The 12,431-nt window shown below is 64.1% G+C and carries 11 protein-coding genes; 3 read left to right on the top strand and 8 right to left on the bottom strand.

Annotated features, from left to right (window positions below; genetic code table 11):
* Together QM712_RS35235 and clpS are read right to left on the bottom strand one after the other, a co-directional pair.
* Positions 1-1,527, bottom strand: a 1,527-nt coding sequence (locus QM712_RS35235) for an AAA family ATPase (protein WP_415027762.1), incomplete at its 3' end; no start/stop codon positions are given.
* Between the two features lie 286 nt (positions 1,528-1,813).
* Entirely contained in the window at positions 1,814-2,146 is a 333-nt protein-coding gene (gene clpS, locus QM712_RS35230) for an ATP-dependent Clp protease adapter ClpS (protein ID WP_063194953.1), read from the bottom strand.
* 485 nt (positions 2,147-2,631) lie between these two features.
* On the opposite strand from clpS, the gene QM712_RS35225 reads away from it, so the two are divergent.
* Entirely contained in the window at positions 2,632-3,987 is a 1,356-nt protein-coding gene (locus QM712_RS35225; protein ID WP_415027761.1) for a pilus assembly protein TadG-related protein, read from the top strand.
* 77 nt (positions 3,988-4,064) lie between these two features.
* Here QM712_RS35225 and QM712_RS35220 read toward each other — a convergent pair whose 3' ends face one another.
* Entirely contained in the window at positions 4,065-4,403 is a 339-nt protein-coding gene (locus QM712_RS35220; RefSeq protein ID WP_415027760.1) for a phasin family protein, read from the bottom strand.
* A gap of 389 nt (positions 4,404-4,792) precedes the next feature.
* On the opposite strand from QM712_RS35220, the gene QM712_RS35215 reads away from it, so the two are divergent.
* Positions 4,793-6,586 (top strand): serine hydrolase, encoded by a 1,794-nt coding sequence (locus QM712_RS35215; protein ID WP_415027759.1) that lies wholly within the window; start codon positions 4,793-4,795, stop codon positions 6,584-6,586.
* 222 nt (positions 6,587-6,808) lie between these two features.
* Here QM712_RS35215 and QM712_RS35210 read toward each other — a convergent pair whose 3' ends face one another.
* The 4 genes from QM712_RS35210 to QM712_RS35195 all read right to left on the bottom strand — a co-directional run bounded on the left by QM712_RS35210 (position 6,809) and on the right by QM712_RS35195 (position 10,606).
* A complete protein-coding gene (locus QM712_RS35210; RefSeq protein WP_415027758.1) occupies positions 6,809-7,537 on the bottom strand; it encodes a DnaJ domain-containing protein in 729 nt (242 codons plus the stop codon).
* Between the two features lie 47 nt (positions 7,538-7,584).
* Complete coding sequence (locus QM712_RS35205) at positions 7,585-8,334, bottom strand: VWA domain-containing protein (protein WP_415027757.1); 750 nt, start codon at positions 8,332-8,334, stop codon at positions 7,585-7,587.
* Positions 8,335-8,455: 121 nt separating this feature from the next.
* Positions 8,456-9,316: an alpha/beta fold hydrolase gene (locus tag QM712_RS35200; protein ID WP_415027756.1), complete on the bottom strand. Its 861-nt coding sequence runs from the start codon at positions 9,314-9,316 to the stop codon at positions 8,456-8,458.
* 366 nt (positions 9,317-9,682) lie between these two features.
* Entirely contained in the window at positions 9,683-10,606 is a 924-nt protein-coding gene (locus QM712_RS35195; RefSeq protein ID WP_415027755.1) for a division plane positioning ATPase MipZ, read from the bottom strand.
* A 282-nt stretch (positions 10,607-10,888) separates the two neighbouring features.
* On the opposite strand from QM712_RS35195, the gene panC reads away from it, so the two are divergent.
* Positions 10,889-11,740: a pantoate--beta-alanine ligase gene (panC, locus tag QM712_RS35190; RefSeq protein WP_415027754.1), complete on the top strand. Its 852-nt coding sequence runs from the start codon at positions 10,889-10,891 to the stop codon at positions 11,738-11,740.
* A gap of 75 nt (positions 11,741-11,815) precedes the next feature.
* Here the strand turns inward: panC and QM712_RS35185 are convergent, their stop codons facing one another.
* Positions 11,816-12,256 (bottom strand): DUF1489 family protein, encoded by a 441-nt coding sequence (locus QM712_RS35185; protein ID WP_415027753.1) that lies wholly within the window; start codon positions 12,254-12,256, stop codon positions 11,816-11,818.
* Positions 12,257-12,431: the final 175 nt, after the last annotated feature.

Below are 12,431 nucleotides of genomic sequence, written 5' to 3'. Positions count from 1 at the left end.
CTTGCCGACGCCGGTCGGACCCGAGAACAGGTAGCAGCCGATCGGCTTCTCCGGCTCACGCAGACCCGCACGGGCAAGCTTGATCGAGGCGGCAAGCGACTCGATCGCCCTGTCCTGGCCGAACACGGTGCGCTTCAGGGTCTGCTCGAGATGCTTGAGCACCTCGGCGTCGTCCTTCGACACGCTCTTCGGCGGAATCCGCGCCATCGAGGCGATCGTGGTCTCGATCTCCTTGATGCCGATGGTCTTCTTGCGCTTGTTCTCGGCCACGAGCATCTGCGCCGCGCCGGATTCATCGATCACGTCGATCGCCTTGTCCGGCAGCTTGCGGTCGTGGATGTAGCGCGAGGAGAGCTGCACAGCGGCTTCGATCGCCTCGTTGGTGTATTTGAGCCGGTGGTAGTCCTCGAAATAGGGCTTGAGGCCCTTGAGGATCGCGATCGCATCCTCGACCGTCGGCTCGTTGATGTCGATCTTCTGGAAGCGCCGGACCAACGCGCGGTCCTTCTCGAAGTGCTGGCGGTATTCCTTGTACGTGGTCGAGCCCATGCAGCGGATCGTGCCCGAAGCGAGCGCCGGCTTGAGCAGGTTCGAGGCATCCATTGCCCCGCCCGACGTCGCGCCCGCACCGATCACGGTGTGGATCTCGTCGATGAACAGGATGGCGTTGGGATGCGCCTCGAGCTCCTTCAGCACCTGCTTGAGGCGCTCTTCGAAGTCACCGCGATAGCGCGTGCCCGCGAGCAGCGTGCCCATGTCGAGCGAGAACACAGTCGCCGCCGCCAGAACCTCGGGAACCTCGCTGTCGACGATACGCTTGGCGAGGCCTTCCGCGATCGCGGTCTTGCCGACGCCTGCTTCACCGACGAACAGCGGGTTGTTCTTCTGCCGGCGGCACAGCACCTGGATCGCGCGGTTGATCTCGGAGTTGCGTCCGATCACCGGATCGATCTTGCCGTCGCGCGCCTTCTTGTTGAGGTTGACGCAATAGGTCTCGAGCGCCTCGCCCTTCTTCTTGGCGTCCTCGGTGCCCTTGGCTTCGGTCTCCTCGTCGACGCCGCGCACGGGCCGCGCCTCGGAGACGCCCGGCCGCTTGGCGATGCCGTGGCTGATGTAGTTGACCGCGTCGTAGCGCGTCATGTCCTGCTCCTGCAGGAAGTACGCGGCATGGCTCTCGCGCTCGGCGAAGATCGCGATCAGGACGTTGGCGCCGGTCACCTCTTCGCGACCGGAGGATTGCACATGGATCACGGCGCGCTGGATCACGCGCTGGAATCCGGCAGTCGGCTTGGCATCGTCGGCGCCATCCGTCACCAGATTCTCGAATTCGGTCTCAAGATAGTTGACGAGACTCGTGCGGAGCTTGTCGAGATCGACGCTGCACGCGCGCATCACGGCGGCTGCATCTGAATCGTCGATCAGGGAGAGCAGCAGATGCTCGAGCGTCGCGTATTGGTGATGACGCTCGTTTGCGATCGCCAGCGCACGATGCAGGGATTGTTCAAGGCTTTGGGAAAAAGTCGGCATTCGCGTCCTCTATGGCCCCCACCATCATGATCGCCATCGCCCGGTCAGGCAACAACAACCTTTGTCACATATAGTTATACAAGATCGCAGCGAAAGAGCGGTTCCGCGACTTGAGTGGCAAGCACCCACCCGCATCGTCAATGCAAGACCCGGACCGATTTGGGTGGGATCTACGCCGGCGCGATATGCGCGATATCGGCGGCCGCAACGGATACCGCGCGGAAGCACTGCGTGTGGTCACACGCGGTATCGAGAGGGACCGGCTACGAACGCGCTTTGAGGCGTTCTATTTCTTTTCCATCACACATTGCAGCGGATGCTGGTGCTTGCGGGCAAAATCCATCACCTGCGTCACCTTGGTCTCTGCAATCTCGTAGGTAAACACGCCACACTCCCCGATCCCGTGATGATGGACGTGCAGCATGATCTTGGTTGCGGCTTCGATGTCCTTGTTGAAGAACTTCTCCAGCACGTGAACGACGAACTCCATCGGCGTGTAATCGTCGTTAAGGATCAGCACGCGGTACAGGTTCGGCCGCTTGGTCTTGGGCTTGACCTTGGTGATGACGGACGTGTTCGGACCCGACGGGGTGCCCGAACGGTTCTCGTCATTGCTCATACGAGGAGCGTGAGCAGCGGCTGGCGCGGACAGGTCGAGTCTGGAAGTCAATTGCGGCATGGCACAGGTGTTCAAATTCCCCACGGAAGCGATTGGCGTTCGGCGCGCACCCCCGTGTTCCGGAGCCTCGCGCGGGCACGCCGCTTGCTGGATCGCCGCTTCCAACCGGTCCGGTCCAAGCCGGATCGTTTCGTAAGCAATATGGGCTTGCCCCCGGCCCGCCGCAAGCGTGCACAGGTTCGGCCGAAACGGCCGCGGCGCCCCCGATTCCCGGTCCGGGCGATCCTGGGCGAGGTTAATCAATCCGGACCGTTTTGACAAAACCTTCCGGTCGGCCCGTTTAGAACCTGTTGACCAAAAACCTGACGCCAGCATGACCGCGTCAGTTTGGCGCGGGGGATACCCGGGCTTTCTACGGTCCAATTTACCATACGTTCAACGGTGCGACGCGAAATCAGGCAAAACCACAGATATTGGGGTTCGTCATGTTTCGCCTGCCCGTTGTCAGCCGCCTGGGTCGACAGCTCGCCCGCTTCGCCGCCGCAGAACAAGGCAATATTGCGGTCATCTTCGCCATCGCGCTGGTCCCGGTCCTGAGCTTCGTCGGGGCCGCGGTGGACTACAGCCGGGCGGTCCAGGCCCGCTCCTCCATGCAGGCAGCCCTCGACTCCACGGCGCTGATGCTCTCCAAGGACCTGGCGGCCGGCACCATCTCGGCATCGCAGATCACCACCAAGTCGCAAGACTATTTCAACGCCCTGTTCACGGATACCAACGCCCTGCCGTCGGTCTCGGTCGCCGCCACCTATACGGCAAGCACCAGCATGGGCTCGACCATCCAGGTCAATGGAAGCGGCTCCTTCACGACGAGCTTCCTGAGGATCGCGGGCTTCCCGACGCTCGGCATCAGCACCTCCTCGACCAGCGCCTGGGGCCTGGTGCGTATGCGCGTCGCCATGGTGCTCGACAACACCGGCTCGATGGCCGACGATGGCAAGATGTCTGCGATGCAGACGGCTGCCAAGAACCTGATCGACCAGCTCAGCGCGCTCGTGAAGACCACCGGCGACGTCTATATCTCGATCGTCCCCTTCGCCAAGGACGTCAATGTCGGCGCCACCAACTACAGCCAGTACTGGATCGACTTCACCGATTGGAACGCGGCGAACGGCACGTGCAGCAAGACGAGCTACACGACCCAGTCGACCTGCGTGAATGCCGGCAAGACCTGGACCGCGGCCAACCACAACACCTGGACCGGTTGCGTGGTCGACCGTGACCAGGATTACGACACCAAGAACACCAGCCCGACGAGCGGCAATTCGTCGACGCTGTTCCCTGCCGAGCAATATTCGTACTGCAAGTCGACCAGCTCGTCGTACCTGCAGCCGATCACGCCGCTGAGCTACGACTGGACGACGCTGAAGGCGCAGGTCGACAAGATGAAGCCGACCGGAAACACCAACCAGGGCATCGGCCTCGCCTGGGGCTGGATGACGCTGTCGAGCGGCGATCCCATGAACGCGCCGGCCAAGGACACCAACTACATCTACAAGGACGCGATCGTGCTGCTGTCGGATGGTCTCAACACGCAGAACCGCTGGTACAGCAACGCTTCCCAGATCGACGCGCGGCAGAAGAAGCTCTGCGACAATGCCAAAGCGGCCAACATCACGATCTACACGGTGCAGGTGAACACCGGCGGCGATCCGACCTCGAGCGTGCTGCAATACTGCGCCAGCAGCACCGACAAGTTCTATCTGGTGACACAGGCCAGCCAGACGGTGTCGGTGTTCAAGGACATCGGAACCTCGCTGTCGAAGCTGCGCGTGGCGCGCTGAGACGGATCCGTCGCGACAAACGAAGAAGCCCGGCTGAATTCAGCCGGGCTTCTTGATTCCAGGACTTCAGAAAGACGTTAGTTGGCGGCCGGGGTGAACTTCGAGACGATGGTCTCAACCGGCTTGAACGCCTGCTTGGCAAGATCGTTGTAGAGGCCGGCGATCTTCTGCGATTCCGCAACGAAGGTCTCGTAGGACGAACGAGCGAAATCCGTCTGCGCTTCCAGCGCCTTGTCCAGCGACTTCACGCCGGAAAGCTTCTCAACAAAGGACTTGGTGTCTTCGAACGACTTCTTGGTGTAGTCGCCATAGGCACTGGCGATCGCCTGGAGGCCGTGCTGCACGGAGGTCGCGGAGGCAACGCACTGCTCGAACTGCTCTTTCCCGTAGTTCTGAAAGTCTTCAACCTTGAACATCTCGGAATCCTTTTTCCCTGGCTTTGGTCTGGAAGCGCGGCTCCCTGACTCTGCCCAGAAATAGTGCAACGCACAATAAAGTCAAGAATCTTGTGCGTCGCACAAAAATAGATCGAATTCGCAACGATTCCCGCGAGTTCCCGCAAGGGTTCCTTAAGCTTTTGGAAACCGCAGCCACCTACCCTGATTCCCTAGACGTGTTCAGCTTCTGCAGGCGGCCAAAAGCCGTTTGAGAACATCGCCTTAGCCAGAATAGCGGCTCAGACCGAACGTCCCGCGCACTGAACCAACAGCGCAGGGACCGGCTGGGCAGGTAATGATCCCGGGTCTGCAGGGCACAATTTTGCCTCACGAGCCGGTGATCAAGTCAGAAACGGGGACGGGGTTTCATGCTTCGTAAAAGCTTGTCTTCCTCGCGCTTGGCGCGGGTTGGGGTTTTGGGGCTTCTTACGGTCACCACCGTAGTCATCTTCACCACCGATGCTGCGGAGGCGCGCCGCCACCGCCGCCACTACACGCATAGCCGCGTGCAGCGCGACGTGTCCGACACCTCGAGCTCGAAATTCGCCTCCATTATCGTGGACGGCAATTCCGGCTCGGTGCTGCAGTCGACCAGCCCCGACGGATTGCGCCACCCGGCCTCGCTCACCAAGATCATGACGCTCTATTTGCTGTTCGAGCGCCTGGAGTCGGGCAAGATGAAGCTCGACACCGAGATGCCGGTGTCGCAGCACGCGGCCGATCAGGATCCGACCAAGCTGAACCTGCGTGCCGGCCAGACCATTCGCGTCGAGGATGCCATCAAGGGCCTCGTGACACGCTCGGCCAACGACGCAGCCGTGGTGATCGCGGAAGCGATCGCGGGCGACGAAGACGACTTCGCCGCGATGATGACGCGCAAGGCGCGCTCGCTCGGCATGTCCAAGACGGTCTATCGCAACGCCAACGGCCTTCCCAACGACGAGCAGGTCACGACCGCCCGCGACCAGGCCACGCTCGGCCGCGCCATCCAGGAGCGCTTCCCGCGCTACTACCGCTATTTCGCCACCGCCACCTTCAACTGGCGCGGCCAGTCGATCCGCAACCACAATCACCTGCTCGGCAGCGTGGAGGGCGTGGACGGCATCAAGACCGGCTACACCCGCGCATCCGGCTTCAATCTCGTGACCTCGATCCACCGCGGCAACCGCCACCTGATCGGCGTGGTGCTGGGCGGCCGCAGCGGCGGCTCGCGCGATGCCATCATGCGCAACCTGCTGGCGGCGAATCTCGACAAGGCAGCGACCAGCCACACCGTCGCCGCCGTCACCGAGCGCAACGGCGCTGACGCCGAGACCGACGTCGCCGATGCATCGGATACCCCGGCGCGCCCCGCTCCGCAGGTCCAGGCCGCGGCCGCTCCTGCGCCCGAAGCCGCCCCGCCGCGCCCCGTCGCGCGCCTGTCGGCCCTCGCTGCCGCCACCGCCGCGATGCCGCCGGCCCAGCCCAGGCCTGACAGCAAGGCGGCGGAAGCCAAGATCGAGCCAGCTCCGCTCACCAACGGCGTGATCTCGAGCCAGCCGCTCTCCATCATTCCCGGCTCGTCCGAGCCGATGAAGCCGGTCCGGGTCAAGACGGTCCAGGTCAAGGCCGGCGCCGTGAAGGTCGCCTCGGCCGCCCCGACGCAGGTCGCGCCGCAGATCACCAACACGATTGCCCCCCGCGCCGATATCGCGGAAACCTCCGGCGCGCTGGTCGCCAAGGCCGACACGATCAACCGGCAGGAGCCCGCCAAGGCCGAGCTTCCGCAGCAGCCGGCAGGCTTCGGCACCGGCAACGGCATTCTCGGCGTGCTGCCCGCAGCGACGGCCGCCGCACCCGCGCCGAAGCTCGCATCCGCCGATCCGGCACCGCAGGCGATCCAGATGAGCGCCACCATCAGGCCGGTCGTCACCCATAGCGGCTGGATCGTCCAGGTCGGCGCGCTCGAGAGCGAGAACGAGGCCCAGCAGCGCATCGACGCCGCCCGCACCTCGGCCCGCGGCCTGCTCAGCAAGGCCGACCCGTTCACCGAGCCGGTCCTCGCCAAGGACAATCGCAAGCTCTACCGCGCCCGCTTCGCCGGGCTCGAGCGGGACCAGGCCGAAGCGGTGTGCCGCACCCTCAAGCGCGCGGACATTTCCTGCATCACCGTCCGCAACTGACCTGCCCCAGCCTTCCCGAAAAATGCCCGCGCCCTGCGCGGGCATTTTTGTTTTTGGGACGCAGCGGCGCAAAGCCCGCTCCGCAACAACCTCTCGTCAAGAATTTACGGTTAAAACTTTGCCCAAGGGATCGACCACGCCATCAATGGCGGGCATCGGGGCGACGGCAAACAGAGCGAGCGGAGCTCACACGGTACGGGCGTTTGTGGCGTGGTGCCGGAGTTAGCCGTTATGCGTACGAAGCAGAGTATCCTTGGCCTCGTTTACACGGGCAGCGAGGTACGTCGAGCCCCCCTGGTCGGGATGCAGTTTCTTCATCAAGGACTTGTGAGCCCGGCTGATGTCGTCGCGCCCCGCGCCCGGCTGCAGGCCAAGGATCTGATAGGCCTCCTCCGCCGTCATTTTGCTACTCGGCGCCGCGCGGCGTTGCCCCCCTGCCGCGTCGCCCTGCGCGTTCTGACGCCAAGCGGGAAACCGGCGGTCCAGATAGCTTTCAAGTAGCGCCACGCTCTCGGCGTCGAAGGTCGGGACCATCGCCAGCAGGCCTGCGAGATCGAACTCGTCCAGACGTCGCCCGGCGTTCGGCCCGGCGACGATCTGGCCCGCGAGCTGGCCGGAATCGTGGTCGAGCTGCATGTCGAGGAATTGAGAACGGACGCGCGAGGCCTGTCCCGACGAGCGCGCTCCGCCGCCACGAAACAGTCCACCGATATTGCCGAAGCCGGCGTTCGCCAGCGGCGTCCATCCGAGCAGTCCCGCGCCGAAGATTCCGAGCGGGATCGCGACCGCCAGTTCACCCCTGAGGCCCGTGAAGGCCGCGACCGCCAGCGCGACCACGCCACCGCCGACCTTGATGGCGCGCGCGAGCACCGCCGGATTGGCGGAACGGAACATCTGGAGCAGCAGATAAAGCGTGACAACGGCGACAGCGCCGGCGATCAGGGTCGGCATGGCCGGAATATAGCCGTGCTGCCGGCAAAATGCATGACCCTGAGCAACTACTTCATCTGGCCGATCAGCTTTGCCGCACCGCTCGTGGTCCTGGACAATTTCAGCAGCGCCTCGCGGCCACCGGCGACATAGGCCGCAGCGGCGCGCAGCAGTTCGCGCAACTGCGCCGCCGCGCCGGGGTCGAAGCGGCACCAGGCGCCGCCGGTCAGGCGCGCGATCTCGCGAAAGGCCCGTTCGGCCGCGGCGTCATTGCCTTCCTGAAACAGGAAGACCGGCACCTTGAGCATGCCGAGTTCGCCGGCTTTGGCGCAGAGCTCGTCGACATTCTCTTCCATGGCATCGCCGACGAAGATCACGGCACGCACGCCCGAGGCCACGGCCTCGCGCCGCGCATCGCCCAGCACCTTGCCGATCTGCGTGTCGCCGCCGCGGCAGTCGATCTTGCTCATCAGCGACGCGAGCCTGGCGCTGTCGGAGATCCACCCCGTGGCGCGGCATTCGTTGTAGCCGCGATAATAGACCAGCCTGATGTCGAGGCTGCCGAGCGCGGCCGCCTCGCGGAACATGTCCGCCTGGAGCGCGCAGGCCATGTCCCAGGTCGGCTGCCGGCTCATCGTGGCGTCGAGCGCGAAGATCAGCCGTCCCTTCGCGCCGGGCGCGTGCGGCGACATGGCACGCGCCTTCGCGACGAAGGCGGCGATGTCCTCGGCGGTCGATGGCTTGGCCTGCGGCAACGTTTCACCGGCGCGCGCCGAGACGGCATCGGTGCCAGACGGTTTGACGGGTTCGCGCGACATCCCTGCTCGCATCCTGCGTGAGCGGCTAATGTGGATAGCGCGTGCTGCCCGGTCAATGCACAAGGCCTCCGCAGGCGATCGCCGGCGGAGGCCTTGGACTTCGATGACGATGACGGAAAGGTCAGCTCTTGGCAGGCGCCATCAGCGCGACCGGGCCGGGTTCGAGGATCTTGGGCGGCGACGACGTGGTGTCGACCGGCGCAACCTCGCTGTCGGTATCGCTCAGGAACTTGTCGAGCATGCCCTGGATCGAGCTCTTGGCATCGTCGGGACCGGTGTCGCGCATGTCGTTATGCTGGAATTCGGTCTTCACGACCTGGATGCCGGCCTTCTCACATTCCTCGTCGGTCGGAATCACGCCGGGATCGGTCTTGAACTGCGGATCCTTGGAGCGGAACGACAGGATCTTGAACTTGCCGGCAGTCACGAAAGGCACGCGCAGATTGTCGAGCGTGACGACCTTCTTCACTTCGTCCGGATACTGCTTGGCGAAATACATGGTGATGTCGCCGCCCATGGAGTGGCCGACCATCGTCACCCTCGCGTAGTCCGCGTTGGGCTGGACCTTCTTCATGTCCTGCATCGCCAGGTGAATGTTGGCGACACCGCGCAGGATCTGCGGCAGCCGGCCGACATAGAGCTCGCCGGGCTTGGTCACCATCGGAGGATCGGTCGGCAGGTCGTGCTGCGGGCTCACGACGAGATAGCCGCGCGCCGCGAAGATGTTGGCGAGGAAGCCGTACTCGGTGTTCTTGACCGTGTTGCCGTGATTGATGACCGCGACAGGCAGCGTGATCATGCCGGCGTTGGCCTGCATCTCCTTGTCGCGCCGGACAGCGATGTCGACGGGCACGGGACGATTGTCGCGCGAGGCATCGTAGAAAGTGATGGTCTCGTGCTTGATGGCCCACTTGCTCGCCGTGAAATAGGCGATGCCGCAGAGGGCACTGACAGAAACCAGAACGGCAATTCCACGCTTCATCTTGTCCTCAGCCTCCAGGCCCGTCCGGCCCGAAATCCCTGTTGAAACCGTGTATGTTCGAGGAGCTCTTCCGGCTCCCCTCCGCCTATTCCATAATATATGTCACAGGCACGTGACAGGAAGGCCAAATATTGTGACCTGGCAGCCCTTTCATTGTGCGACGCACACGTTTGGTGAGCATTCCGTTCTCAGCCGACTACCTCAGGCTGCAACTCAACATTCGACGCAACTCGTCCCGTCCGGGTTCGATGTTGCGGCAATGGCGATATTAAAACTGTTGTCCGGCGGATTCAGTTCCGGTGAAACACGGCTGCGAAAGCGCGGCTGAAAGTAGCCGCATACCGCAGCGTACGCACCGAGGCAGCATCACGCGCCGAGGATGTCGTGAACCTCGAGCGGCTTGTCGACCTGGCTGAACCATTCCGCGCGGTTGGCGGCGCGGCGGCGGCCGCGCTCGTCGAGCGGAAGCTTGAGCTGGCGGAGCAGGCTCGTCACCTCTTCCCGCGCAGTGAGATGGCCTAGATTGGGCCGCATCCCGAGCGTCGTCTCATCGATCTCGTCGAGCGCAGTGAGACCGCGCGGAAAGAACTCGCGGTAGACGACGCGTTCGGCGAAGCCGTCGACGTAACGGAAGCCGAGCCGCAGCGACAGATCCTTCAACCCGTCGGCGACGAGTTGCTTGTTGCGGGAGCCGAGCATGGACAGGCGGTTACGCACGACGATCCAGTCGGTCATCGAACCGTCGAGCTGGCGACGCTTGCGACGGGTGTCGCGCACCATCTCGGCATAGTGGCTCTCGCCCGTCACGGCGTAGTTGGTGGGATCGACGGTGCCGAGCACGTCGAAATCGAGGAAGCTGTCGTTGATCGGGGTCACCAGCGTGTCCGCCATCGAATGCGCGAGCCGCATCAGGTAGCTGTCGGTGCCGGGCGTATCGATGACGATGAAGTCGAAATTGCTCTCGACCGCCGAGACCGCCTCCATGAACTGCTGGAACTCGGAATTCTCGTTCTCGGCGATCTGCATGGTCTCGCCGAGCTTGATGCAGCGATGCACCGGCAGCTCGAGGCCGAGCTTGGTCCGGCGCGCCCACGCGGAACGATTGTTGATGTAGCGGGTGAAGCTCTGCTGACGACAATCGAGGTCGATCGTCGCGACGCGCTGGCCCGCCTTCAGAAGCGCAACCGCGATGTGCAGGGCGGTGGTCGATTTGCCGGAGCCGCCCTTTTCGTTGCCGAGCACGACCACATGCGCCGAGCCGGATTGGCCTTGGCTAGCCTGCACAAGCATAGCGATCCTCAACACCCCTGACGAATATCTTCGAGTTGACCGGCTCCGCGGTCAAGTGAAATGCGCGACGGGAAATGCAAATCGCTGTGCGCCGTTCTTCATCATGAATCGCGCAACCGCTTTGCGTTTGTACCGCCCACAAAGCCGCCACATCCTGCGCGGCCTCGCGCGGGATGCTGTGCCGCATCCGGATGCATGGCGTCCATGGTCGTGGCTTGTTAAGGTTAGCTTCCCGGAGCGCCGAGACACGCCCGGCCCATTTCCCAACCACGTTGAGTCCTGATGTCACGAAGCCCCTTGATCGCCCGCACGGTCCCCACCCTGCGGCGCGCCGTCGACAATCTTCGCAAGCGAAAAGCCACGGTCGCGCTGGTGCCGACCATGGGGGCGCTCCATGACGGGCATGTGTCGCTGGTGCGCCTCGCCAAGCGTCGCGCCAATCGCGTCGTGGTCTCGATCTTCGTGAACCCGACCCAGTTCGCGCCGACCGAGGATTTCGGTGCCTACCCGCGCACCTGGAAGGCCGACATCGCCAAGCTCGCGGCAGAGGGTGTCGACATCGTCTGGCACCCCGCCGTCCAGGCCATGTACCCGCAGGGCTTTGCGACCCGCATCGTGCCGGAGGGGCCGGCGCTGGCCGGTCTGGAAGACCGCTTCCGGCCGCACTTCTTCGGCGGCGTCGCCACGGTCGTCGGGAAGCTGTTCACGCAATGCCGGCCGGACATCGCGATCTTCGGCGAGAAGGACTTTCAGCAGTTGCGGGTGGTGACGCAGATGGCCGGGGATCTCGACCTCGGGATCAGGGTGATCGGCTCGCGCACCGTACGCGAGCGCGACGGGCTCGCGATGTCCTCGCGCAACATCTACCTCACGCCTGACGAACGGCGGATCGCGCCCACCCTCTACCGCGCCATGAAGGAAAGCGCCGGGCGGATCCGCGCCGGCGAGACGATCACCTCCGCCATGGCGCGCGGCACCGAGATGATCGAGGCTGCCGGCTTCGCGCTGGATTATTTCGAGGTGCGCCATGCCGAGTCGCTTGCGCCGGTGACCTCGCGCAAGGACGGACCGCTGCGGATGCTGGTCGCAGCCAAGCTCGGCACGACCCGACTGATCGACAATATCGCGGTCTGAGGCACGGAGCCTCGCCCTGCCTCAAGCCGATGTTTGAACGTGGTCTCCGCACAACCCCGGCCTTCTCCGGAAGGCTCAGAGCAATCCGAGATCCCGCAACTCGCGCCGCATCGGCTCCGGCATCGCCGCGATCGTCCCCGCCGCGGTCTTGCTGAGATCAGGCGGCACGGCGTCGTCGGTGAGATAGCGCCAGCCCTGGAACGGACGCATCGGCCGCGGCGAGACCGAGATGATCTTCGGCTGCATCACGATACGGCATCGGCCGATGCCGTCCTTGTCGCGGAACGGCTCGATCCCGATGATCTTTTCGCGCGCGGCGATCTCGCCCTTGATCACCCAGTAGAGCGAACCACCCCCCAGGATCTCGGCGTCGCGCTTGGGGACCATGCGAGTGATGTGGATGTGGTGTTGCGGCAGCCCCTTCTTCTTGGCGGTCCGCATCCGTTCGGCCGTCCACTCCTTCAATTCCTTGACGGAGTCACAGCCGACGGCGAGCTTGATCAGATGTAGCGGCATGCCCCAGCATTAACCGGCCGGCCGCGCATTTGGAATGCCGATCTAGTTGTTATCCGCAGTCGGTGGCGCCGGCGCGGGAGGCGGCGGTGCAAGCGGAACCGGTGCAGCGACCGGCGCACGCTTCGGCGCGGGCGGCTTCTTCGCAGCAGGCGCGGGAGCGGCCGCCTGCGCGGAG

This window comes from Bradyrhizobium sp. (genome assembly GCF_047605465.1).
GTDB lineage: Bacteria > Pseudomonadota > Alphaproteobacteria > Rhizobiales > Xanthobacteraceae > Bradyrhizobium.
The sequence above is the reverse complement of the archived record's forward strand: the minus strand, read 5'-3'. Positions and strand labels throughout refer to the sequence as shown.